Origin of the sequence: Mesorhizobium sp. M0011, assembly GCF_040324155.1 — a bacterium.
Classification (GTDB): domain Bacteria; phylum Pseudomonadota; class Alphaproteobacteria; order Rhizobiales; family Rhizobiaceae; genus Mesorhizobium.
Genome location: NZ_JAMYVQ010000029.1, coordinates 19,341 through 41,736, shown reverse-complemented (window position 1 = coordinate 41,736; position 22,396 = coordinate 19,341). Strand labels below are relative to the sequence as shown.

At 60.6% G+C, this 22,396-nt stretch carries 24 protein-coding genes; 9 read left to right on the top strand and 15 right to left on the bottom strand.

The features are described from left to right. Positions 1-19 precede the first annotated feature (19 nt). Positions 20-934 carry a carbohydrate ABC transporter permease gene (locus NKK51_RS25680; protein WP_352555010.1) on the top strand — a complete coding sequence of 305 codons (915 nt, stop codon included), beginning with the start codon at positions 20-22 and terminating at the stop codon, positions 932-934. 60 nt (positions 935-994) lie between these two features. Continuing rightward, positions 995-1,528, top strand: a complete 534-nt coding sequence (locus NKK51_RS25675; RefSeq protein WP_352555009.1) for a hypothetical protein — start codon at positions 995-997, stop codon at positions 1,526-1,528. 44 nt (positions 1,529-1,572) lie between these two features. Here the strand turns inward: NKK51_RS25675 and NKK51_RS25670 are convergent, their stop codons facing one another. The 10 genes from NKK51_RS25670 to NKK51_RS25625 all read right to left on the bottom strand — a co-directional run bounded on the left by NKK51_RS25670 (position 1,573) and on the right by NKK51_RS25625 (position 9,763). After that, positions 1,573-2,166: a hypothetical protein gene (locus NKK51_RS25670; protein WP_352555008.1), complete on the bottom strand. Its 594-nt coding sequence runs from the start codon at positions 2,164-2,166 to the stop codon at positions 1,573-1,575. Continuing rightward, the gene (locus NKK51_RS25665) at positions 2,163-2,753 is read right to left on the bottom strand and encodes a L,D-transpeptidase (RefSeq protein ID WP_352555007.1); all 591 of its coding nucleotides are present in this window, start codon (positions 2,751-2,753) and stop codon (positions 2,163-2,165) included. The genes NKK51_RS25670 and NKK51_RS25665 overlap by 4 nt, the downstream gene beginning before the upstream one ends. Further along, positions 2,737-3,900, bottom strand: a complete 1,164-nt coding sequence (locus NKK51_RS25660; RefSeq protein WP_292630759.1) for a CpaE/TadZ family protein — start codon at positions 3,898-3,900, stop codon at positions 2,737-2,739. Before NKK51_RS25660 ends, NKK51_RS25665 begins: the two co-directional genes overlap by 17 nt. Continuing rightward, positions 3,897-4,523: a TadE/TadG family type IV pilus assembly protein gene (locus NKK51_RS25655; protein WP_352555006.1), complete on the bottom strand. Its 627-nt coding sequence runs from the start codon at positions 4,521-4,523 to the stop codon at positions 3,897-3,899. The genes NKK51_RS25660 and NKK51_RS25655 overlap by 4 nt, the downstream gene beginning before the upstream one ends. 2 nt (positions 4,524-4,525) lie before the next feature. Further along, positions 4,526-5,074, bottom strand: a complete 549-nt coding sequence (locus NKK51_RS25650) for a TadE/TadG family type IV pilus assembly protein (protein ID WP_352555005.1) — start codon at positions 5,072-5,074, stop codon at positions 4,526-4,528. 5 nt (positions 5,075-5,079) lie between these two features. Beyond that, positions 5,080-6,564 carry a TadE/TadG family type IV pilus assembly protein gene (locus NKK51_RS25645; protein WP_352555004.1) on the bottom strand — a complete coding sequence of 495 codons (1,485 nt, stop codon included), beginning with the start codon at positions 6,562-6,564 and terminating at the stop codon, positions 5,080-5,082. A 76-nt stretch (positions 6,565-6,640) separates the two neighbouring features. Then, on the bottom strand, positions 6,641-6,931 hold the full coding sequence (locus tag NKK51_RS25640; RefSeq protein WP_352555003.1) for a hypothetical protein: 291 nt from the start codon (positions 6,929-6,931) through the stop codon (positions 6,641-6,643). Next, positions 6,918-8,363: a type II and III secretion system protein family protein gene (locus tag NKK51_RS25635; RefSeq protein WP_352555002.1), complete on the bottom strand. Its 1,446-nt coding sequence runs from the start codon at positions 8,361-8,363 to the stop codon at positions 6,918-6,920. The genes NKK51_RS25640 and NKK51_RS25635 overlap by 14 nt, the downstream gene beginning before the upstream one ends. A 52-nt stretch (positions 8,364-8,415) precedes the next feature. After that, positions 8,416-9,450, bottom strand: a complete 1,035-nt coding sequence (gene cpaB / locus NKK51_RS25630) for a Flp pilus assembly protein CpaB (protein ID WP_352555001.1) — start codon at positions 9,448-9,450, stop codon at positions 8,416-8,418. A 118-nt stretch (positions 9,451-9,568) separates the two neighbouring features. Continuing rightward, the gene (locus tag NKK51_RS25625; RefSeq protein WP_352555000.1) at positions 9,569-9,763 is read right to left on the bottom strand and encodes a Flp family type IVb pilin; all 195 of its coding nucleotides are present in this window, start codon (positions 9,761-9,763) and stop codon (positions 9,569-9,571) included. A 531-nt stretch (positions 9,764-10,294) separates the two neighbouring features. Between NKK51_RS25625 and NKK51_RS25620 the strand changes: the two genes are divergently transcribed. The 7 genes from NKK51_RS25620 to NKK51_RS25590 all read left to right on the top strand — a co-directional run bounded on the left by NKK51_RS25620 (position 10,295) and on the right by NKK51_RS25590 (position 16,755). Next, the gene (locus tag NKK51_RS25620; protein ID WP_352554999.1) at positions 10,295-11,683 is read left to right on the top strand and encodes a TadA family conjugal transfer-associated ATPase; all 1,389 of its coding nucleotides are present in this window, start codon (positions 10,295-10,297) and stop codon (positions 11,681-11,683) included. Then, the gene (locus tag NKK51_RS25615) at positions 11,683-12,654 is read left to right on the top strand and encodes a type II secretion system F family protein (RefSeq protein WP_352554998.1); all 972 of its coding nucleotides are present in this window, start codon (positions 11,683-11,685) and stop codon (positions 12,652-12,654) included. The genes NKK51_RS25620 and NKK51_RS25615 overlap by 1 nt, the downstream gene beginning before the upstream one ends. A 15-nt stretch (positions 12,655-12,669) precedes the next feature. Continuing rightward, on the top strand, positions 12,670-13,620 hold the full coding sequence (locus tag NKK51_RS25610; protein ID WP_352554997.1) for a type II secretion system F family protein: 951 nt from the start codon (positions 12,670-12,672) through the stop codon (positions 13,618-13,620). 52 nt (positions 13,621-13,672) lie between these two features. Next, the gene (locus NKK51_RS25605; protein ID WP_352554996.1) at positions 13,673-14,212 is read left to right on the top strand and encodes a tetratricopeptide repeat protein; all 540 of its coding nucleotides are present in this window, start codon (positions 13,673-13,675) and stop codon (positions 14,210-14,212) included. A gap of 1 nt (position 14,213) precedes the next feature. Then, positions 14,214-14,720, top strand: a complete 507-nt coding sequence (locus NKK51_RS25600) for a prepilin peptidase (protein WP_352554995.1) — start codon at positions 14,214-14,216, stop codon at positions 14,718-14,720. Positions 14,721-14,864: 144 nt separating this feature from the next. Then, positions 14,865-15,518, top strand: coding sequence for a methyltransferase family protein (locus tag NKK51_RS25595; protein ID WP_352554994.1), 654 nt, complete (start codon positions 14,865-14,867; stop codon positions 15,516-15,518). Between the two features lie 94 nt (positions 15,519-15,612). Then, entirely contained in the window at positions 15,613-16,755 is a 1,143-nt protein-coding gene (locus tag NKK51_RS25590; protein ID WP_352554993.1) for a hypothetical protein, read from the top strand. Between the two features lie 26 nt (positions 16,756-16,781). On the opposite strand, the gene NKK51_RS25585 is transcribed toward NKK51_RS25590, so the two are convergent. From NKK51_RS25585 to NKK51_RS25565, 5 genes are read right to left on the bottom strand one after another with little or no spacing between them, the layout of a single operon-like run. After that, entirely contained in the window at positions 16,782-17,729 is a 948-nt protein-coding gene (locus NKK51_RS25585) for a nucleoside hydrolase (RefSeq protein ID WP_024502284.1), read from the bottom strand. Continuing rightward, the gene (locus NKK51_RS25580) at positions 17,726-18,739 is read right to left on the bottom strand and encodes a nucleoside hydrolase (RefSeq protein WP_352554992.1); all 1,014 of its coding nucleotides are present in this window, start codon (positions 18,737-18,739) and stop codon (positions 17,726-17,728) included. Before NKK51_RS25580 ends, NKK51_RS25585 begins: the two co-directional genes overlap by 4 nt. 11 nt (positions 18,740-18,750) lie before the next feature. Continuing rightward, positions 18,751-19,737, bottom strand: coding sequence for an ABC transporter permease (locus NKK51_RS25575; RefSeq protein ID WP_352554991.1), 987 nt, complete (start codon positions 19,735-19,737; stop codon positions 18,751-18,753). After that, positions 19,725-20,765 carry an ABC transporter permease gene (locus NKK51_RS25570; protein ID WP_352554990.1) on the bottom strand — a complete coding sequence of 347 codons (1,041 nt, stop codon included), beginning with the start codon at positions 20,763-20,765 and terminating at the stop codon, positions 19,725-19,727. The genes NKK51_RS25575 and NKK51_RS25570 overlap by 13 nt, the downstream gene beginning before the upstream one ends. Then, positions 20,762-22,291 carry an ABC transporter ATP-binding protein gene (locus NKK51_RS25565; RefSeq protein WP_502902497.1) on the bottom strand — a complete coding sequence of 510 codons (1,530 nt, stop codon included), beginning with the start codon at positions 22,289-22,291 and terminating at the stop codon, positions 20,762-20,764. The genes NKK51_RS25570 and NKK51_RS25565 overlap by 4 nt, the downstream gene beginning before the upstream one ends. Positions 22,292-22,396 lie beyond the last annotated feature (105 nt).

Below are 22,396 nucleotides of genomic sequence, written 5' to 3'. Positions count from 1 at the left end.
CGACCAAGGCTCGGCTACGATGCACAATGCGATCAAAAAAGGATGGGCTGCCCGTGGCCGCGAGTGGCGGGCCGGCTGGGCCTTTGCCTTGCCCGGCCTGCTGCTGCTGGCGATCGTGATGGGCTTTCCGCTGGCCTATGCCTGCATCCTCTCGATCTCCTCGATGACCTTGATCAAGCCGCAGCTTCTGCCGCTTGTCGGGTTCAAGAATTTCGCCTCGATGATCGGCGATGAGCTGTTCTGGAACGCGCTCTGGCTCACCGTGCGCTATTCGGCGGTGACGGTTGTCGGCGAATTCGTGATCGGGCTCGGTATTGCCCTGATGCTCAACCGGACGGTCCGGATGAAGCCGGTCTATTTCGCGATTCTGACCATTCCCATGGCGATGTCGCCGATCAGCGTCGCCTTGATCTGGCGCATGCTGCTCCAGCCCAATCTCGGCATCGCCAATCATCTGATGGAAACGTTCGGCCTGCCGCGCCTCGACTGGCTCGGCACGCCAGGCATGGCGCTCTGGACGATGGCGGCGATCGACATCTGGCAGCAAATGTCCTTCGTCGTGCTGATCCTCGCCGCGGGGCTCGCCGCTCTGCCGCGCGATCCCTATGAGGCAGCTGAAGTGGATGGCGCACGCGGCTGGCAGCAATTCTTCTACATCACGCTGCCGATGCTTCGGCCGGTCGCGGCGATCACCATCATCATCCAGCTGATCAACGAGTTCCGGACCTACGATCTGCCCTATGTCCTGACCAAGGGCGGGCCAGGCAATGCGACCGAAGTGCTGAGCTTCTTTGCCTATCGCCGTGCCTTTCTCGGCCTTTCGCTCAACGAAGGCGCGGCCGCCGCGTTCGTGCTGCTGCTGATCGTCCTTCTGCTCACCGTGATCTTCTTCGCCGTCCTCGAACGCTCGCAATCGGGGGAGGGCCGGAAGTAGGGTTGTTAAGCCTTGAGCAATCTATGCGGTCTATCCTGGCTTGCAGATTGTCGAGGGAACATGAAACGCAAGCCGCTCCTGCTTTTCGCCTTTCCGTTTCTCATTCTGGCGGTCCTGGCAGGGGAGCGCGTGGCGACCTTGTTGCTGGGCACCTATCCAGCCAGCCCCACCGCATGGTGGCTATGGCTTGAACTGCGCCCTCTGTCGACGGTGCTTTGGCAGCAGGTCGATGTCTGGCTGGGTGGTTCCATGGCTGTCGACGCCGTCATTCTTGCCGCGGCAGCGATCGTCTGCTGGGTGGCGTGCCACACCAAAAAGTCGGCATTCTCGTTCCTCGCCAACCACGTCGCCTTGATTTTCGCTGGCCTGATGATCGCCGTCGGCAGCCATTCGGAAACGGCGAGCACGATTGCCGAATTCACGTCGCCCAAGGGTCTTCCGTATTCGCTGGCCGTCGATTTCACCTTGAAAAACAGCCTGGTTCTGCTTTTGGGCATCGTGGCCTGTGCCTACTGCCACATCGCCTTCCTCACTGAGGCGCGGGAGCGGTCCGTCCGGGCCATCCGTATCCTGGCGCTGCAGCGCGATCTCTAGACCGATCGCCCCCTGCAACCCGCCCGCTCCGGGCTCTGCCGGGTCTAGTTGATCCGGCGGTAATAGACCTTGCCGTCGGGCTGCTGGATGCGCTGGTAGTTGGAGCTTGGAGCAGGGGGCGAGGCCGATGCGATTCTCTTCCTGGGTGCGGGCGCTTCGATGACGCCGGGTTCGCTCGCGCTCTCGCCGTCGAGGGCTTCGGGCGCTTGCGCCAGCGTGCTGGTGGCGAATTCGGACGGTTCTTCCGCACCCGGCATGGCCTCGCCGCCGGCGACCGGCGCATTCTGCCCCAACCGGGCAATGCTGGCATCGATCTCGTTGAAGCTGCCTTGCAACTGGCTGTCCAGTTTCTCGAACCGGCTCTGGAAGCCGTTGTTGACCGTGTCGAGCCGGGCCGCGATCCGCTGCTCGAACGCGCCGAGCTGCTCCAGCCGCGCTTCGACGAAACGCAGGTCGCTCATGCCCCGGTAGAGATAGACCGCGGCCGCCATGTTGACCGCGGTGATCAGAAGCGCGCCACCGGCGACGATGACGCCGATCGTCTTTGCCTTGCTGAATTTCTCGGTGGCAACCGGGTCGCGCTGTTCCTGGTTTCCGATATCGATCGCCGGCATGTCCGGTTCGCTGATCATCGTCATTGGACCACCACCTTTGCGCCGACAGCGACGCGTTTGAAAAGATCGATCACATCCGTGTTGGTGAGACGAAAACAGCCCGATGTCCCGTCGAAGCCGACACCCGACGGGGCGTTGGTGCCGTGAATGCGGTAGAGCGTGTCGCGCCCGTCCCGCGACAGGTAGAGCGCCCTTGCGCCGAGCGGGTTGTAGGGGCCGGCGGGCACCATTTTCGGCAGCTCCGGCTGGCGGGCCCGCATTTCCTGCGGCGGGCGCCACTCCGGCCATTCGGTCTTCGCCCCGACCTTGACGGTGCCGGTCCAGCCGAACCCGTCGCGCCCGACGCTGATCTGGTAGCGCAGCGCCTGGCCCTGGCGGGTCACCAGGTAAAGCGCCTTCTCGTCCTTGCGGATGATGATCGTGCCCGGCTGCTCGGCGGTTCTAAAGGCAACGGCCTTGCGCAGGCTGGGTCCCATCGCCGGCAGCGGCGGCCGCTCCGAAAGCGCCGATCGCGCCTCGGCGAAATCGTGGACGGACAGCGCCAGCGCCACGCCGAGCACGCAGGCGCCGGCGAGCTTTGGAGCGATCCGATATCTATCGGGCAGCGTCATCGAGCCGCTCTTTGAACATCCGCTTCAGATCCTTGTTGAAGCGCGCCCGTCCATCCACTTCGGATGGCGGGATGGCCCTGTTCAGCGCGTCGGTCAGGAGCGCGTTGTCGAGCGCGACCGACTTGATGTGCGGCGCCTTGAAGATCTTTTCGAGCTCGCTGCGCGAAAAATGGTTCCCGAACCATTTGCGCTTGTGCTTGTTGGCGACCAGCGTGATCGAGACCGCATTGCCGCGCAACTCGCGGATCTTCTTGTAGAGCCGCTTGCCTTGCCGCAGCGACGCGACGTTGAGTTCGAAGACGATGAAGATCTCGTCGCTCGTCGACAGCACGGAATTGTGCCAGGGCGTTTCCAGATTGGGCAGGTCGATGACGATGTCGTCGAAGCGGTAGGCGACAAGATCCAGCAGCCGGAAGACGAAATCGCTGCCATGCGGCTCGAACGGCAGTTGCGGCCGCTCGAATGCGTAGAGCGTGAGCCCGGACGGGCGCGACAGCTTGATGACGTCCATCAGCTCGACATCGAGCCGCTCCGGCTGGCCGATGATGCCGGCAAGGTCGAACTGGTTGAACAAATTGAGATAGGCGCCGCAATTGGCGCTCTGGAAATCCAGGTCGACGAGGCAGGTGGACGCCGCGCGCTCAGCCGATTTCGAAGCCAGGAATTCGGCCGCCGACAGCGCCAGCGTCGTGGCGCCGGCGCCGCCGCTGGCGCTGATGAAGGTGATGATCCGGCTCTTGGTTCCCTGGTTGCCGGTGTCGTGGAAGGTCACCGCATTGAGCAGCTCCTTGCCGTCGAGCGGCTTGTGCAGCCAGTCCGAAGCGTTCATGCGCACCAAAACGCGCGTCTGTTCCGAGCTCAGCTCATCGGAAACCGCGATCAGCGGCACGCTGGCCCACAGTGCGCGCGCCTCGACGATGCCCGGCCTGCCGAGCAGCTCGCCATTGCCGAGATCGAGGATGACGATGCCAGGGCGCGTCTCCGCGGGCGGACCTTTTAGAAAGTCGCTCGTCTCGGAAACCCTGACATCATAGATCGCCAGCGCATCGAGCCGCGTCGCCACATCGCGCTTGAAATTCGGATCCGACGAAAACAGCGCAACCTGCTTGCGCTTGGTCGGTGTAACCTTGGTGTTGATGGCATTCATGGCGCGGTGCTCTTTAGGTCTTCGCCCGTGACCGTGCTCAGCATGGAGGGCATGGTGATATCCGCAAAACCCATCAGTCCCTGCAGGAAAAAGAACCGGAAGGTCACATTTTGAAGGCTGACGGTTATTGTCGGCACAGGTCCGCCCTGCCGGGTCTGATAGCCAAGCCCTGTGGCCGAGTAGCGGATGACGATGTTTGCTGGTGTCAAATAAGGGTAAAAGTCGCAGATGCCTGGACGACTGCCAGCTACCGCACCACACGCGCCGTCGTCGCCGGCAAAAATTCTGCTGAAATTTGCTGTTGACCACGTGCTTGCGACACAATAGGCGCCTGTGCAATTGCAGGTCGATGTTGCGCCGTTGCAGACATAGTCAAACGAGCCTGCGGTCACTGGCGCTCCCGGCGTCGCAGTCGGGCCAGCTGTGGAAATCTGCGGCGCAATCGGATCGGAGATCGACGCCAGTCGAGCGCCGATCTGGACGGCCTTGGTCGCCGCATTCCATTGATAGAAAGCGTTGCCGAAATCGACGAAGCCGAGGACAAGGGCAAAAAGCAGTGTCGATACGATGGTCATTTCGACCATTGCCGCGCCGTCTTCTGATTTTGCAAAGCGCTTGATCATGATCAGAACCGGATCAACCGCTCCTCGTGGAAGCCATGAAGCGTAATCGGCCCGATGCCGATAAATGACAGCATGCCGACACCGGTATATGGGTAGCTGCCGTCCGCTCTGACGATGCAGACTTGTGCCGTGGTGGAGCGATACTGGGTGACGCCAGCTTGCACAGCATCGTGGCAGGATCCAGAGGCCGCTATAGTCACTGTCGCATTGTTGGATGTCCCCCCCGCTTTTTGCCAACCGGCGACGCGCGGGGCATCTGTCTGAACCACCACCGCCTTGCCAAAGACGGCTATATTGGCAGCAATATCCGCGCAGTTAATCGCTGCCAGCCCAGCCTGGGTGTACAATTGACTGTTGCAGCGCGCGGCGAAGCGGCTTGCATCCGAAAGCCCAGCCTCCATCAGCAGTTTATCGTGGATCAGATTGCCGAACTCGAACACGCCCGCCGACAGGATCAGCATCAGCGGCGTAATCAGAGTCATTTCGACGAGAACCGCCCCGCGGCTGTCGCGGCGAAATCTATTCAGATATCGGGACAGCGTGCCAATCATCGCCATCACCGGTAAAGCTGTGTTTCGTCACGAAGGAAATTGTCCAGCGTACTCTGCCCGCCGCGACCCGTAATGTCGACCAGTTCGACCATCACCGACGCATCATCGGACGCAGACATAACCGGCTCGGTGATAAAGAAGCTGCCGAAAGCTTCGACCGGCAGGTTGGTGCTGTGGCCGGACAGATCGTTGCCCCCAGCTTCGAGTGCATCGCAATTGAGGATCGCACCATATAGCAAGCGGCGATCAACTGTGGTGACAGGCGGTTGGCACCCTGCCGACGGGGTTCCGATTTCTCCACCCGTCGAAGCGGTGCCAACCAATCCGGCCGATATCTCGTAACGATAGACCTCATAGCGCGTCGGTTTGGTGGTATCCCATGAAGATGGATAGGCAACGGAACCGAAGTTGGTGCTCCAATAGCCTGCGAAATCCCAATTTCCGTCGCCCATCCGGCCGCCCTGATAGGGGGTCGTCGCATCGCGAGGAAGGCCCTTTGTTCCAGCTTCCGTGAACGAAAGCTGGTTCATGGCAGGGCATTGGTTTGCGCTGCCTTTGACCTGTTTTGCCCCTTTTCGGACATTCGCAGAAGGACCATACTCGGGGCTATCGAAAGTGCCGCCAGCTCCAATTCCAAAACGAACATTGAAGGCGTCCTGCACTGGACCGGCGTTCTGACCGGTCTTCGTCGAGACGCTGGCCGAGCTGTAGCAGCCAATTGGCTTCGATGTTGCAATAGTTTGTGCCAGGGCTTGGGCACCGTTCCCCACACCTGACGGGGGCTCCAGAAAGCCGAAATTGCCTGGACCCGCGGCCGCACCGCTTCCGACTTTCCTCAGTTCGATCAGTCGACGATGGACAGACGGAACGGAAACGGCCTGCGCCAATGTGTATCCACCAGCGTCGTTGGTGCCGTTAACCATCTCATAGGGATTGCACATGAAGACCGGCGTGAAGTCGCAGACGCCGGAGGTGAATCCCGCCACGGCGACGGCCCCCACATTGAAACCATTGCTAGAGCCGGACGCCAAAAAGGAGGCCGGGAAAATTGCGCCGAACCCAACCGGAGTTGCGGTGACTTCTACGAAACGGGCAAGTTTTGCATCAGCCACCTCGTCGGTGATCATGTTGGCTGCGGCAATCGGAAGATTATCGTCGGCCGGCAACGAGCGAAGGTAGCGACGTGTCACGCCTGAGGCTAAGAGTGTTGGAGGCGGGCCTGACGTTGTCGAGAAGGCGTATTGATTACTTACGAGTGTACCGATCGCCCTGTCAGCACGGACAATAGCGTCTGACGCCCCATCCAGTTCGGCCGCGCCAGCGAGCGCAAAGGCGTCCGCACCCTTCTGCAAATCATTGTGCAGGTTGTTGACCCGGCTCATGTCGATCGCCAGCAGCGAAAAGCCGATGATCGCCGGCAGCGTGATGCTGACGAGGATCAGCGCTATTCCCCTCTGATCGTGCCAGAACGCGCGAATGGTCCGCAGCATGGCCTACTTTTTGCTCCCCTGACGCCAGGTTTCCTCGTATTGCTCGGCGTATTGAAACCGCATCCTTCTGTTCGGTTTACTGTGTCACACCCGACCCGCCGACATTGACCGTGATCGCCGGCGGCGGCGGTGGCGGCGGTGGATATTTGTAGGCCTGGGCAACGGCAGCGGCGCGCGCGCCGTCACCCTCGATCTTGGTATTCCTTGCGTTAGGATTGAGCGGGTCGACCGTCTGCAGCATCGAATTGAATTTCTGTGTGTCGCCAGCAGCCAGGGTCACCGAATCATAGTGATTCAGATAGTCCGCGGCGCAGCCCGACAGCGCGCTGGCGCACAGGATGAGGATCAAGGCGCTATTTCTTGACATAGAGCATCTTGTCCTTCGATTTGAAGTCGAGCATGTGGCCATAGGGGCCGGTGACGCCTTCGCCCAGCTCATATTTTCGGACCATATCCTTGGTCACCTCAAGCTGGCCGAGCACGAAGAATTCCGGATCGTTGGCTGGCCGTGTCTTGTCGAACGGCGTCGCCAACTGCTCGCCGGGCTTCACCGGCCGCACGATGTGCGGCGTGACGATGACGACCAGCTCGGTCTCTTCCTTTTGGCTGCTCGAATTGCGGAACAGCGTCCCGATCACAGGCACCTGGCCGAGCCACGGCACCTGCTCCTGCTGCTTGGTGGTCTTGCTCGACAAAAGCCCGCCGACAGCAAAGCTTTGGCCGTCGCGCAACTCGACCACGGTATCCAATTTACGGTTGGTGAAGATCGGGTCGCCGGCGGTGGTGAAACCTGTCAGGTCGCTGACCTCCGGCGCGAGTTTCATATGGATCTTGTCGTCGGCGAGCACGACTGGCGTGAACCGAAGATTGACGCCGAATTGCTTGTACTCGATCTGGATCTCACCATCCTTGTTGAGACTGCGGATCGGGACCTCGCCGCCGGCATTGAAGCTGGCCGGTTCGCCGGAAAGTGTGGTCAGGTTGGGCTCCGCCAGCGTGCGCACCACGCCCTTGGCTTCCAGCGCTTCGATGATCAGGTCGACCTTGATGTTGCTGTCGATGACGCGGGTGATCAGCGCTGCGAAAGGATTGGTGTTCGACAGCAGGCCACTGAGCAGACCGCCCGGTCCGAGCACGATGTTGTCCTCGTCAACGGCCGCAACACCGGTGCCGGTACGGGTTGTGCCATTGCCGTTGGTGCTCCTGATCGACACGCCGAGATCGCGGCCGGCATTGCGCTTGGCTTCCAGCACACGCACTTCGAGATTGACCTGCTGGCTATCGTCGACGGTGACGGAATTGATGATCTCGTCGGGTCCGTACTGCTTCGCCACGTCCATGATCGCAGCCAGCGTGGCGCCGTCCTTGACATGGCCGCCCAGTCTCACCCTACCATTGACCGAGCCGATTTCGATGCGCGACTTGGGCGCCACCTGGCGGATCGCCTGCGCCATGTCGCTGACGTCGACGCCGACCTCGATCTGGAGGGCGCCGAGCGAGCGCTTGTCCGTCGAAAACAGATTGACCGTTGTGGTGCCGGCCCCCTTGCCGATGACATAGAGCGTGCGGTCGGTCATCGGCTGTGCGTCGGCGATCTTCTCGTCGCCCACGACGATATCGCCCAGATTGGCACTCACCTGGATCGTTACCGATTGCGACATCGGCAGGAAAATCCGATGAACGCTGGGGGTCGACACATCGATGAAGCGGTCGGCTGCGCCGGCCGCCAGGCTCGACAGCAAAAGCGCCCCCAAGCACGACAACGCGGCCGTCGCTATCCCCAGGCAATATCCCCGCATCCCCGTCTCCCCACTCGCTGCCGGTGGCAGCATCCCATTTCGCCGCGCTTAGCTATTGTTCTCGCGGCACGTCGTATGTTTCGAGCTTCACACCCCTGAATACGCCGATCGTGGCGCGTGCCGGCGGCTCCGGCTGCACGTATTTGACCACTTCCTTGACGATTTCCTTTGTCTCCGGTGCCGAGACAGGAACTGGTTTGACCCGGCCCAACTCGTCGAGACGGCTTCCCACCCGCTCCACGGCCTGGGTCAACCCGGCAATCTTGTCCTCGGCGCGCTTGCGCTCGGCGGCAGCCTCTGCTTCGGCCGTTGCCTTCTTGTTGAGCTCCGCCTGCCTGGCGGCGACATCGGCCGGCGTTTCGCCGGTCAGGTCGGAAAGTGTGATGCGTTCGGTCGTTTCGCCCTGGCTGGCTGCTGCCTGACGCAGCGCTAGTGACAATTGTCCCGCCCCTGCTGCTAGCGTCAGTTTTTGCGCATCCCTGGTGCTGGCTTCGAGCGTGACCGACTTCACCACCGTCGGGCTGTCCTTGCTTTCGTCGGCCACCTGGTCGACGGCAAGCACCTTCATGCTCTGCAGCAGCACATCGACAAAACTCCTGTCTGCGCCATCGTCGCCACGCGTCGTTCGCGTCAGGAGAACATCGACCCGGTCCCCTGGGAAAACGAAGCCTGCGACGCCGAGCACATCGTTGACCCGGATTGATACGGCCTTCATACCTTCGCCGAGCACGGCTGACAGCGTGGCGCGCTGGCCGGGGCCGGTGATCTTCGTGGCGAGTATGGGCTCGTTGACGCTAATCGACTGCAATGCCTGTCTGGGGGCGTCGCCGGCCAAGGCTTCCTCCGTTGTCTTGAAGGCGCCAGCCGGTGCTGCGCCGACCGGCCAAGCAATCTCGCGCAGTTTGTCTGATGTCAGCGCGTCGCCGAATTTGAGGGCGACAGCTGCCACCACAACTGTGTCGCGCGGGACGTCGCTGGAATGCGCCATCGCGCTGCGCTGGTTGGCCAGCCAGATGTTGGCGAGCACCACTGCCAGCACGCCGAACACGCCGGCGAGAACGATCATGATGACGGTATTGGCACGCATAAAGCCTATCCGATCATACAGAGGTTAATCCATTACATTCTATTACTTCGGGCTGTAGTTGCCGGAAGGAGGCCCAAACTCTCCGGCTTGGGCCTCTCCCTGAGCTTCGGCTAAGCAATCAACCCGGCAGGGCAGGCACCGTGGCCAGCGCCGTTGTCAGGCCGGTCCAGCGACCGGTGACCCAGGTGCCGACCGTGATAACCGAAGCAATGACCGCCACGGTGATGATGCCGAGCAGGATAGTGTATTCGACCATGGCAGCGCCGTTTTCATCGTCGCGGAACTGCCGGGTCATCGTCATGAGCTTCTTCATGTCAATTTCTCCCTTTGGAGGTTTGAACCCGACGAGACAGAGCAAGAGATGAAATCCATACCCAAGCATCCCCCGTCACAACGATCCTAGGTCGCGTGAAAACGCAGAGTCAAACGAGATTAAGGGTTCCTTAACTTTCATATACGTGATTCGGCAAGAAGATTGCAAAGTCGAATCTTAGCAAGGGTTTGATTCTTTTCATTTTTCGATCGTCCTTAACCATTCGTTCACAATTTGGCCGTGGATGTGGCAAGATTGAGGAAGCATTAGGGGTACTGCATATTCCTTTATATCTAAGGACTTAGCCGCCCATGCCGGGTGGTTTGTCCCGGGAAATAGGATGAGCCCGAAAAGCGGTATCGAGAACCTGACCCCGAACCGGTAGCCCTATCAAATAAGCGCGTTATTACAGCCTCCTGGTCTTAACTATGTAGAAAGTATTGAGGCTACGCCGACCACCTGGGCGCTTGTGCCTCCCGTGGTTAACAGTTAGTTTCCCCTAATAAGGGATTAAGGGGAGTATAAGCGATTATGCTGGGGCGGTTCATCAAGGGGCCTAGCGAGCAGCAGGCAGCGCCGAAGATAGATTCACTGGCTGTACTGCCTGTTGCTCCGGCCCTTTCGCCAGCCGTCGACATCGAATCGCATGGCGAAGACTTCCTGACACTCAAAGTCGAGCTTCATCGCCACCTGATCGATCGGTTCAATCTGACCGCTCTTGAAAATGCCTCCAAGGATGAGATCTTGAACGAGATCCGCCCCATCGTGCGCGAATTCGTTCGTGTCCGCGGCATGCCGTTGAATGCACGTGAGCTAGACCAGCTGACCGGCGACACGGCCGACGAGATGCTTGGTCTTGGGCCAATTGAACCTCTGCTGAAAGACGACTCGATTTCCGACATCCTGATCAACACCCACAAGCGGGTCTTCATCGAACGGCGCGGCATGATCGAGGAGACGTCGATACGGTTCCGCGACGAGGCGCATCTCCTGCGGATCATAAACAAGATCGTCTCGGCCATTGGCCGGCGTGTCGATGAATCTGTGCCGATGGTGGATGCACGGCTGGAGGATGGCTCACGCGTCAATATCGCCGTGCGACCGGTCTCGGTAGACGGCCCTCTGGTGTCGATCCGCAAATTCTCGAAAAATCCCTATTCGCTCGAACGTTTGATGGCATTCAATTCGATCCGCCCGCCCATGATCGAACTGCTGCGGATCGCCGTGCAGGCGCGCAAATCGATCCTGGTTTCCGGCGGCACCGGCAGTGGCAAGACCACCTTGCTCAATGCTCTGTCGAGTCACATTCCCTCGAAGGAGCGGCTGATCACCATAGAGGATGCGGCGGAATTGCAATTGCAGCAGACACATGTCGGCCGGCTCGAGACGCGCCCGCCCAATGTCGAGGGCAAGGGCGAAGTGCGCCAGCGCGAACTGCTGAAGAACGCGCTGCGCATGCGGCCCGATCGCATTATCGTCGGCGAGGTGCGCGGCGAGGAAGCCTTCGACATGCTGCAGGCGATGAACACCGGCCATGAAGGCTCGATGACGACAATCCATGCCAACACGCCGCGCGATGCGATCTCGCGGCTGGAACAGATGGTCGGAATGGCCGGCATGCCGATGAGCAACGATTCCATCCGGGCGCAGATCGCCTCGGCCATCGACATCATCGTCCAGACGCAGCGCCTGTCCGACGGCGGCAGGCGGGTGACGTCCATATCGGAAATTACCGGCATGGAGGGTAATATCGTTCAGATGCAGGAAATCTACCATTTCGTCCGCCGTGACGTGACTGCTGAAGGCGCCATTATTGGCGAGTTTCGCGCCACCGGTGTGCGGCCGCGCTTTGCTCAGGAGGCGGCGACACTCGGCCATCATTTCGCCAAGGACGCCTTCAATCCGCAGGTTGCGCTTTGATGCTGACCGGCCAGACGCTCCTTTATTTCATCTACGTGCTGGCGGCGGCATCGGTGATCCTTGCTGCCGAATCCCTTTACATGTCCTTTGCGGGAAGGCGTGCTCGCGCGGGCGCAATAAATCGCCGCTTGCAACGGCTGGGCGAGGAGGCGCCCGCCGAACAAAGCCTCCAGAGATTGTTACAGGAGCGTGGATTGACGGCATCGGGCGACTTCGTCTTTGGTGCGGTCGCGCTAAACAGGCTTTACACACAGTCCGGAATAACTGGCAATCCACTGTCCTTTGCAGCAGTATTCATCTTCGCGGGGGCCGTATTGGCGCTGTTGCTGAATCTGATTCTGGGGGTTTCGGTCCTTGCTGCAGCTGTCACCTTTGTTTTTATCGGCTTCCTCCTACCGATTTTCGTTTTGCGGCGTGCGCGAAACAAGCGAATCCTGAAATTCGCCGCCCAGCTTCCCGACGCACTCGACATGATCGTGCGCTCATTGCGCGCCGGCCATCCGACCACTGTGGCGATCGGATTGGTCGCGCGCGAAATGCCTGATCCGCTAGGCACCGAATTCGGCATCGTATCCGACGAAGTCACTTTTGGGCTCAGCCTCGAACAGGCGGTTCGAAAACTGTCGGAAAGGGTTGGCTTTGAAGGCCTTCATCTTCTGTCAGTGTCGCTCTCCATCCAGGCCAAGACGGGCGGCAATCTCACCGGCATCCTGTCGAACTTGTCCTCCGTATTGCGCGAGCGGCGTAAGCTGCGGCTCAAGATTAAGGCACTTTCCGCTGAGGGCAGGATGTCAGCCTGGATCATCTCGCTCTTTCCAATCTTCATGTTCGGCATCTTAATGCTCATCGCTCCAAGCTATTACGGCGACGTCTGGGACAGTCCTATACTCATCCCGGTCTTTGTGATCTTTGGAGCTTGGGCGCTGGTGGGCGACTTCATTATGTACCGAATGGTCACTTTCGATTTTTGACGAGCGAGACAAATCTTGTTTTCAAATCTTCAAAATCTGAACATATTGTTGTCCATTGCTGTTTTCTCGGCGGCGGCGGTCCTATTCCTGCTGATTGCGTTCACCTTCATCCCTGTCATTCAGACCAGACGTCTGGTGGCCCGCAGCCTTTTGTCGGAAGGGATTACCGATCGTCGCTCGCTCTACGCCCAGCAGGAAATCAACAGGATTTCAGCGCAACGGCCTGTCGACGCCTATTTTCGCGCTCTGGAGAAAGAACGTGGCGAACCGAATGCTCTGGAGGCGAAGTTGTTCCGGGCCGGTTTTTACAAATCCAGCGCCCCGGTAATCTACACGCTATGCCGCCTCGCGGCAGTGTGTATCGGATTTCTTGCCATGTATGCATTGTTGTCGCGTGTGCTGCCCGCGCAACTGCCGGGCTTGTTCGCATTCCTGGGCTCGGCCTTGATCGGACTTGGCTGCATCGTCATTCCCAGTATCGCGCTCGACCGATTCGAGAATCGGCAGAAGCAAACCTATCGTCGTGGCTTTCCCGACTTCATGGACATGATGATCACTTGCGCCGATGCGGGCATGAGCCTGGAAGCGGCGGTCGAGCGCGTCGGCAGCGAATTGGCCGGAACCCACAAATGGCTCGGCATCCAGCTTGCAATCATGAATTTGCAGCTGCGCGCCGGCAAACCCTTGCGCGAGGCATTGCGCGAGCTCTCGGACCGGATCGGGCTGGACGAAGCGCGAGCCCTGGCGGTGCTGTTTCGACAATCCGAGGAACTCGGCACCAGTCTGACGGATGCCTTACGCGTCTATAGCGATGAGATGCGTAGCCAGCGGATCTTGCGCGCCGAGGAGCGCGGCAACGCGCTTCCGGTCAAGATGATGATCCCACTCGGGCTTTGTATCTTCCCTGTCGTCATGATGGTAGTGATGCTGCCTGTGGTCATTCGCATGAAGGGCATTTTCTTCTAGTTTGGTATATCATTTGGGCCTAATGTGAGTCGGGGACCCTAGGGGACACATTATGAAGAGGGTTATCGCGGCCGCGGCCTGTCTGCTCATGGCGGTGCTTGCCGGTTGCCAGACGGATATAACCGACGGTGTCGTGCGCACCAACGAGCCGTCGAAAGGCGACGTGACGTCTTTTGGCGATGCTTTCGACGGGCTGAAGACGGTCAGCGATGTCGAATACTATGCATCGGACCAAGCTGTGGCAGAAGCCAAGAACCAGTTCCGCGCCGAAAATTACGGCAATGCCGGCGCGCTGTTCTTCAAGGCGACACAGCTGGCGCCCAATGATGGGAACGCCTGGATGGGGCTGGCCGCCTGCACCGACCGGATCCACCGCTTCGACCTGTCCGACCGGGCCTATGCCAGGGCCTTCAAGCTGGTCGGCGCGACGCCCGAATATTACAACAATGTCGGCTATTCCTTCCTGCTGCGCGGCAAGCTGCAGGATGCACGCTCGAACTTCCTCAAGGCTTACGAACTGGCGCCCAACGACCCGACCGTCGCCAACAATCTGAAGCTTTTGTCGTCAAGCGTGCAGAACGTCGAGCGCTAGCATGTTGCTCGTCGAAGCACTGCTGCTGAAAGTGCTCGCCATCCCTCTGCTGGCAAGGATTGCCTGGCTCGATTTCACCACCCAGAAGATTTCCAATCGCGACGTGCTGCTGCTGCTCTGCCTGGGGGCTGGGGGCTTGCTGCTGCTCTCACTTCAGTCCGGATCGTGGTGGGACATGGGGCTGAGCGCTCTCGCCGGGCTTCTGCTGTTTGTCGCGCTTTTTCCGTTCTGGGTCCTGCGCAAGGTCGGCGCCGGCGACGTCAAGCTGATGGCGGTCATGCCATTCTTGATCGGGGGCAGCGGCCTCGTCCTGTTTTCCATGCTGTTGCTGGTCTTTGCCCTGGTCACGGTAGTTGTGGTGAAAACCCCCTTCATGCTGCCTGAAGGCGCGTTCCGGCTCTACATCCAGCATATGGATCGCAAAGGCGTCGTCCCTTTCGGAGTGCCGATCTCGATGGCAGTGATTTGCACGATCGTATTCCACATCTACAGCTACTCGATGGCTTAATGCTATGGGCAACAACGAGAAGGGCGCAAATAAATCGGCGTTGGTTGGCTGTAGACCTGCCGAGCTATGTTTACTATTAATAAACATTTTTCTTGTCGAAGCGGGAATGCGATGCTTCAGTGAATCTTTGAAGTGGGGAGCAGGATGTTAACAGAGGATTTTATCGGTCGTGTGGTCATCGTCCTTGTTGTAACGGTTTTGACGACATTTGGTGCGATTCATCTGTTCGTCACTTTTCAGCAGGAAACTTCGGCGAGTTCCTTGGCCGTCGTTACTCGAACCGGCACAATCGCCTTTATGGTGTTGCAGCTTGTTATGACAGTCTGGCGCCTTCCGCCGAAGGGAACTGCGCGAGGCATCGAGTCGAGAGTAACCTCTGTAGCAGGAACATTCCTGATCTTGGTTGCAGCGTTTTTGATCCCGGCAGTGGACAGCGAAACCGTGCAAGTGACAGCGCTCTGCCTGATTTTCGTTGGCACGGTTAGTTCGTTTTTTTGTCTCTACTGGCTTGGACGCTCTTTCTCCATCATGGCCACTGCGCGCAAGCTTGTTACCTCAGGTCCATATTCTATTGTTCGCCATCCGCTCTATGTCTGTGAGGCGATTTTCGTTTCCGGAGTTATTATTTCGCATTTTTCGGCGTTGATGGTGGCGCTGGGTGTCCTCCAATTTCTTTTGCAGTACCGGCGCGCCAAGAATGAGGAGGCCATCCTGCGACAGACGTTCCCGGAATACCACGCTTACGAACGAACCACCCCAATGCTGATACCATCTTTGTCGTCACTCGATTGGCGGTGAAGACCGATTCTTGTCCGCCACCCGCAGTCGTGCAAAGACCTCATTCAAATAGGGCTTTTTGTGACTACATAAACGATCACAAGGAGAAGGCAGTATGGCACTTCACCTTTCGGTACATGCTCCGGTCTCGGTCGCTGCACCAGCGCAGAAATACCTCTTTGGTCCGCTCATCGATTTTTTCATGCTTGGCGGGAGCGCGTTCCTGATCCTGCCGGCCCTGTATTTTGTGCCTCTCAGGTACGAAGGTGTTGTAGGGCTCTCGGCGTTCTTGCTGTCCCATCTCATAAACCACCCCCACTTTGCTCACTCGTATCAGATTTTCTATCGCAATTTCGCGCGCAAAGTGCGCGCTGACGGATACGATAGGAATCTCCAGCTTCGCTACATTTTCGCCGGCGTTGTCGTCCCGCTGGCCATGGGCGCTTTCTTTATCTACGGCGCGACAACCGGCAACGCTCGCCTGCTGGGCTATGCAACGAATGCGATGTTTTTCTTTGTGGGCTGGCACTACGTAAAGCAAGGCTACGGCATGCTGATGGTGGACGCTGTGCTAAAGCGTAGATTCTTCAGTGATCGGGACAAGAAAGTGCTGCTGTTCAACGGCTATGCCGTGTGGCTGTTCGCCTGGCTTCAGACAAATGTGGTGATCACCGAACAGCAGTTCCTGGGCCTAGACTACTATACATTTGCTGTCCCCCCATGGCTCATCAACATCGCGTTCGCAGTAGCCGCTGCTTCCTCGGCGGCCACCGCTGTGATGTTCGGCCATCGCTGGCACAAGCATGGTGGTGCACTACCGTACAACGGCGTCGTCGCCTATATCGTGACCCTTTATGCCTGGATATTGCTCGTGAGGTTGAATCCGCTTTGGCTGCTTGTGGTGCCGGCGCTCCATTCGCTGCAGTACTTGGCGGTCGTCTGGCGGTATCAGACCAATGTCGAACGCGACCGCGCGGATGCCGTTGAGGATTCGGGATTCAAGCGGCTGTCTATTCTTGGACCGCTATACAGGCTGCGGGTGCTAATATTCATCATCGCCGGCACAATTCTCGGCGCTCTTGGTTTCTGGCTTATACCGATGGCGCTGAGTGCCTTGATTCCCTACGACAAACAGGTACTGGGCTCGTCGCTTTTCCTCTTCATCGCGTGGATATTCATCAACGTGCACCACTACTTCCTGGACAACGTGATGTGGCGTCGCGGCAACCCGGAAGTCTCGAAATATCTGTTCCGCTAGCCACGTACCCTCTGCTCGCGCTCCGTTCAGTCCCGCAGCAGATCGAACATCAGCTTGAAGAAGCGGTCCGCGTCGACCTCATGGGCGATGCGGGCATTGTCCTTTTCACCGCGCTCGCCCCAGTAGTCGGCGATGGTCGCGCCGAAGGCGTAGGTGCCGGACAGGTCGACGCCGATATGGGCGGGGCGCGTGCGCACCAATGTCGGGTCGATGGCCAGCGCCAGCGCCAGCGGATCGTGCATGGCGCCGCCGACGCCCATCGAGTTGCGGTGCAGCTTCTCGTAGAACAGCAGCCAGTCGTTGACGAGCCGTCCGAGCGGCGTGTCGATGGTGGCGAGTTCGGCATATTGCGGCGCCTCGATCAGCACCTGCATGGTGACGTCGAGGCCGACCATCAGGATCGGCACGCCGCTGTCGAGGACGATCTTCAGCGCTTCGGGGTCGCAGAACGCGTTGAACTCGGTCGGCGTGATGATCTCGCTCTTGCGGTAGAACACGCCGCCCATCCAGATCAGCTCCTTGATCTTGGGCAGCACGTCGCGATGTTTGAGGATCATCAGGCCGATATTGCTGAGCGGGCCAGTGGCGACGACCAGGATCGGTTCGGGCGCGGCGCGCAGCCTGTCGGCCAGGAAATCGACGGCATGCTGGTCGACCGGCTTGATCGTCGCCTGCGGCAGATAGGGCGAGCCCTCGAGGCCGCTCGGGCCATCGGCGGTGCCGAGCACCAGCGGGCGCGCCAGCGGGCGGTGGCACCCTTGAGCGACTGGCACGTCGCCGGCGCCGATATACTCCAGGATGCGCAAGGCATTGGCGGTCGTCTTCTCGACTTCCGCATTGCCGCAGGTCGTGGTGACGCCGATGAGTTCGATGGCAGGCGAGCGATGCGCCATGACCAGCGCGATGGCGTCGTCGTGGCCGGGGTCGCAGTCGAACAGGATAGGAGTTGGCTTGGTCATCATGTCGTCTTTCACGCCGCCCGCTCGTAGCGCGCTATGGTTTTCTTGAAGCCGTCGAGGAAACGCCGGCCGTCCAGGCCGGTGCAGATGCGGGTCGTCTTGGGCCCGCCGCCGGGCAGCAATTGCCGGCCGCGATAGGCGACGGTCTGGCCGCGCGCCAGCCTGCCGTCGAGCACGACGTCGGCGAACAGCGGCTCGGTCATCGTCGCCAGGCCGGGATCGAAAGCCAGCGCCACGGTGATCACGTCGTCCATCGGGAACCCGACGAGGTCGAAGAATTCGCGCCAGATGTCGATATAGATCGGGAAGCTGTCGGCGATCATCTCAAGGACGGGATTGTCCTTGGCGACGGCCTGCATGTCGGCGATGTCGTCGCGTGTCAGCATCGAATCGGCGACGCGGTTGTCCTCGCAGATGTCGAGCGGCACGAGGATCTTCTCGACATCGGCGTTCAGCACGATGCGCGAAGCCTCCGGATCGGCCCAGATGTTGTACTCCGACAGCGGCGTGATGTTGCCCGGCGTCTGGAAATTGCCGCCGAGCACGATCAGCCGCTTCAGTGCACCGGTCAATCCCGGCTCCTGCAACAGCGCCATCGCCGCGTTGGTCAGCGGGCCGGTGGTCACCAGCGTGATCTCGCCCGGATTGGCCATGACCGTGCCGATGATGAAATCGACCGCATGTCCCGACGTGGCCTGCCGCACCGGCGTCGGCGCCGGCGGGTTGAACTTCTTCAGGCGATCGCCGAAACGGGCGACAAGGCGCTTTTCGAAATGCACCGGCGCCTCCATGTCGGCCTTGGCGTTGCCGACGATCGGCCGCCACGCGCCGGCGTGAACCGGGATGTCGTCACGCCCGGCGAGCGTCAGCGTGTTGAGGACGACGTTGGTGACCTGCTCGATCGGGCCGGCCGCACCGGTCACGGTGGTCACCCCCTCGAGCCGGAGCGTCGGATTGACCGCTGCAAACAGCACGGCGAGAATATCGTCGCCGGCCGAATCCACGTCGAGGATTATGCGTTCCATAAAGGCTTCCTTCACTGGGGATTTTTGCGGCCGGGTTCAGTGTTCTTGTCTACCGACAGCAGCTTCCGCATCGATTCCAGCGTCTCCGCGATAATCCTCGGGCGCGCCCGGTAGGACAGCGCGAACAATGCGATCAGCGCGACGACATAAGGGACGGTGAGAACCAGGTAGGACGGATAGCCGAACGTCTGCAGGCGCAACGAAAAAGCATCGGCGAAGCCGAACAGCAGGCAGCCGGCCAGCACCTTCAGCGGATCGCCGTTGGAAAAGATCAGGATCGCCACCGCCATGAAACCACGGCCCGAAGACATGTTTTCCGTGAACATGGTGATGTAGCCGAGTGACAGATGAGCGCCGGCGAGGCCCGCCAGCAATCCGCACAGCAGGGACGCGATGTAGCGGACGCGGGTGATCGAGATGCCGAGCGCCTCGGCGGCTTCCGGCTTTTCGCCGACGACGCGGATATAGAGGCCGAGCCGCGTCCGCTTGTAGCAGACGACCAGCAGCGGCACGGCGATGAAGGCGACATAGACGAGCGGCGTGAAGCCGGAGATCAGCGGCGCCCATGAGCCGAGAAGGTCGCGGGCACCGGGCAGCTGGACTTTCGGCAGGCCGACGATGCCGTGGCCGACGATCGAGCCGCGCGTGCCGAAGATCGCTTTCATCAGCGAGATCGTCATGCCGCCGGCCAGGATGTTGAGCGCCAGCCCGACGACCACTTCATTCGCCTTGAAGCTCACCACCAGGACAGCAAAAATCAGGGCGAAGACAAGCGCCGCCGCAACGCCGCAGGCGACGCCCGCCAGTGCGGAACCCGTCCAGATCGAACCAAGGACGGCGAAGAAGGCGCCGACCAGCATCTGCCCCTCGAGGCCGATGTTGAAGATGCCGGCCTTGGTGGTGAACGAGCCGCCAAGCGCGACCAGAAGGATCGGCGCGGTGGTGCGAAGCGTCGCCGCGATCAGCGCGACGTTGATGAGCTTGTCTAGAATTTCCATCGCCGCTCCCCTGCCTGGCTGTCGCCGCGCTTTCTCACCAGCACCTGGGCCGAGACGCTGAGGATGATCAGCGCCTGGATCACGGTGATGATCTCGCGTGATGCGCTGGTATCGACCTCGAGCAGCAGCGATCCGTTGCGCAGGGCGCCGAAGAACAGTGCGGTGAAGACGGTGGCGACAGGCGAGCCATTGGCAAGCAGGGCGGCGATCAGCCCGTCGAAGCCGAAACCGGGGGCAAATCCTTCCATGAAGCGGTGATGGACGCCGAGCGTCTCGACGCCGCCGGCCAGCCCGCCGACGGCCCCCGAAAGCAGCAGGACCAGGAAACCCTGCCGTTTCACGTTGACGCCGCCATATTCGGCGAATTTCGGCGCCGAACCGACCATCGTGACGCTGTAACCCCATTTGGTGTAGCGGAAGACAAGGGCTGCGCCGACCGCCAGCACCAGGCCAATGACCAGGCCCCAGTTCAACCGCGAAAAGGTGAAGATCTCCGGCAGATAGGAAGTCGCCAGGATCGGCGGCGTCTCCGACCAGCCACCCGGCCGCTTGAACAGGAAGATGGTGAAATAGGACGTGAGCAGCACCGCCACGTAGTTCGACAGGATCGTCGAGACGACCTCGTTGGTGTTGTAGCGGGCGCGGAAGTAGGCGGGGATGGCGACCCAGGCCGCGCCTGCCACGACCGCGAGCGCAAGCGCGGCCAGCGTGTGAATGCCCGCGGGCAGGGGCATGGCAAAGCCGACCCAGGCGGCGGCGAAGCCGCCGAGGAACAGCTGGCCCTCGATGCCGACGTTGAACATGCCGCCGCGCAGGCCGATGCACGCAGCGACACCGCAGATCAGGATCGGCGTCGTCTGCAGCAAGGTCCCGGCAATCTTCTCCTGATCGCCGAAGGCGCCGCGCAACAGTGTCATGAACACACGCATCGGGCTTTCGCCAACCATGAGGATGATGATCGCGCCCATCAGCAGCGCCACGCCGATGGCGATCACCTGGCCGGAAACGGCACGCAAATGGTCTGTCATGATGCGGTCTCCGCGGCAAATTCCGGCGCGGCCACGCCTGCCATCATCATGCCAATGCGCTCCTCGTCGGCATCGTCGCCGGCGACCTCGCCCATGATCCGCCCGTTGAACATCACCAGGATGCGGTCGGCAAGGGCGGCCAGTTCGTCCAGCTGCACGGAAATCAGCAGGATCGCGCGGCCGGCGGCGCGCTGGCGCATGATCTCGTCATGAATGGCCTCCTGGGCGCCGATGTCGACGCCGCGCGTCGGCTGGTCGATCAGCAGGAAATCGGCGCCGTTGGTGAATTCGCGTGCCAGAACGACCTTCTGGATGTTTCCGCCCGAAAGCCGCTTGACCGCATCGCTCGGTCCGCGCGCGCGAATATCGAAGCTCTTGATCAGCGTTTCGGCGTTTTGATTTATGGCATTCCAGTTGAGCATGCCGCCGCGGCTCCATGGTGCGCGATGCTGGCGGCCCATCAGGGTGTTGGCCGCTATCGAAGCGTTGCGATCGACCCCGCGCACCATGCGGTCGCCTGGAACATGGGCGAGGCCTGCCTGGCGGTTCGCGGCGGGGGAGAGAGCGGTGAGATTCCGGCCCTTCAGCCACGCCCCGCCATGGCTTGCCGGCCGCAAGCCCGAAAGCACTTCCGCCAGTTCCGTCTGTCCATTGCCGGCCACACCCGCGATCCCCACCACCTCGCCGGAGCGGACCGTGAAACTGGCGTTGCGAAGGGCCGGCAGCAGGCGATCGTCGCGCGCCCACAGATCCTTCACTTCGAGCACTACATCGCCGTGCAGCGACGCACGCGCCCGGCGGTCGAAGCTGACCTCGCGGCCGACCATCATGTGCACCAACTCGTCCCTGCTGAGCTCGGCCGTCGGTCGGGTCGCCACCTTCCTGCCATTGCGCAGCACCGTCACCGTGTCGGACACTTCCATCACCTCTTCCAGGTGGTGCGAAATGAAGACCACCGTCATGCCCTCGCCCACGAAGCTGCGCAGCGTCTGGAACAGCTCACGGCTCTCCTGCGGCGTCAGCACGGCGGTCGGTTCGTCGAGGATGATGGTGCGCGCGCCGCGCACCAGGACCTTCAGGATTTCGATGCGTTGCTCTATGCCGACCGAGAGCAGCCCGACGCGCTCGGTCGGATCGACCTGCAAGCCGAAGCGCTTCGACAGGTCGCGCGTGCGCGCAATTTGTGCGGCGTGGTCGATCAGCCCATGGCGACGGATTTCCATACCGAGAAAGACGTTGTCGGCAACCGAGAGCGAGGGAACCAGCTTGAAATGCTGGTGAACCATGCCGAGGCCGGCCTTTATCGCCACGGACGGGTCGGCGATCACGATCTCTTCACCGTTCAGCCGGATCGAGCCTTCGTCCGGCTGCAAGAGGCCGAACAGGATGTTCATCAGCGTCGTCTTGCCGGCACCGTTCTCGCCGATGATGGCGTGGATCTCGCCGCAGCGGACCGCAAGGTCGATGCCGTCATTGGCGACGAATGCGCCAAAACGCTTGGTGATGCCAGTCAACTCGACGGCCATCGCGGCATTGCTGTGGAGGGTCGGCGACCCCGGCGTGTTCGACAACGTGGCTCTCGCAGATTGGACACTGATCCGCCGCGGCAAGCCGCGGCGGATCAGTGTAGC

Coding starts and splice junctions, on each gene's coding strand:
- NKK51_RS25595 (WP_352554994.1), top strand. CDS start 14,865: ATGTTAACAGAGGATTTTATCGGTCGTGTGGTCATCGTCCTTGTTGTA.
- NKK51_RS25570 (WP_352554990.1), bottom strand. CDS start 20,765: ATGACAGACCATTTGCGTGCCGTTTCCGGCCAGGTGATCGCCATCGGC.
- NKK51_RS25655 (WP_352555006.1), bottom strand. CDS start 4,523: ATGATCAAGCGCTTTGCAAAATCAGAAGACGGCGCGGCAATGGTCGAA.
- NKK51_RS25600 (WP_352554995.1), top strand. CDS start 14,214: ATGTTGCTCGTCGAAGCACTGCTGCTGAAAGTGCTCGCCATCCCTCTG.
- NKK51_RS25670 (WP_352555008.1), bottom strand. CDS start 2,166: ATGACGATGATCAGCGAACCGGACATGCCGGCGATCGATATCGGAAAC.
- NKK51_RS25640 (WP_352555003.1), bottom strand. CDS start 6,931: ATGTCAAGAAATAGCGCCTTGATCCTCATCCTGTGCGCCAGCGCGCTG.
- NKK51_RS25590 (WP_352554993.1), top strand. CDS start 15,613: ATGGCACTTCACCTTTCGGTACATGCTCCGGTCTCGGTCGCTGCACCA.
- NKK51_RS25615 (WP_352554998.1), top strand. CDS start 11,683: ATGCTGACCGGCCAGACGCTCCTTTATTTCATCTACGTGCTGGCGGCG.
- NKK51_RS25675 (WP_352555009.1), top strand. CDS start 995: ATGAAACGCAAGCCGCTCCTGCTTTTCGCCTTTCCGTTTCTCATTCTG.
- NKK51_RS25605 (WP_352554996.1), top strand. CDS start 13,673: ATGAAGAGGGTTATCGCGGCCGCGGCCTGTCTGCTCATGGCGGTGCTT.
- cpaB (WP_352555001.1), bottom strand. CDS start 9,450: ATGCGTGCCAATACCGTCATCATGATCGTTCTCGCCGGCGTGTTCGGC.
- NKK51_RS25650 (WP_352555005.1), bottom strand. CDS start 5,074: ATGATTGGCACGCTGTCCCGATATCTGAATAGATTTCGCCGCGACAGC.
- NKK51_RS25660 (WP_292630759.1), bottom strand. CDS start 3,900: ATGAATGCCATCAACACCAAGGTTACACCGACCAAGCGCAAGCAGGTT.
- NKK51_RS25645 (WP_352555004.1), bottom strand. CDS start 6,564: ATGCTGCGGACCATTCGCGCGTTCTGGCACGATCAGAGGGGAATAGCG.
- NKK51_RS25620 (WP_352554999.1), top strand. CDS start 10,295: ATGCTGGGGCGGTTCATCAAGGGGCCTAGCGAGCAGCAGGCAGCGCCG.
- NKK51_RS25580 (WP_352554992.1), bottom strand. CDS start 18,739: ATGGAACGCATAATCCTCGACGTGGATTCGGCCGGCGACGATATTCTC.
- NKK51_RS25635 (WP_352555002.1), bottom strand. CDS start 8,363: ATGCGGGGATATTGCCTGGGGATAGCGACGGCCGCGTTGTCGTGCTTG.
- NKK51_RS25575 (WP_352554991.1), bottom strand. CDS start 19,737: ATGGAAATTCTAGACAAGCTCATCAACGTCGCGCTGATCGCGGCGACG.
- NKK51_RS25625 (WP_352555000.1), bottom strand. CDS start 9,763: ATGAAGAAGCTCATGACGATGACCCGGCAGTTCCGCGACGATGAAAAC.
- NKK51_RS25665 (WP_352555007.1), bottom strand. CDS start 2,753: ATGACGCTGCCCGATAGATATCGGATCGCTCCAAAGCTCGCCGGCGCC.
- NKK51_RS25565 (WP_502902497.1), bottom strand. CDS start 22,291: ATGGCCGTCGAGTTGACTGGCATCACCAAGCGTTTTGGCGCATTCGTC.
- NKK51_RS25680 (WP_352555010.1), top strand. CDS start 20: ATGCACAATGCGATCAAAAAAGGATGGGCTGCCCGTGGCCGCGAGTGG.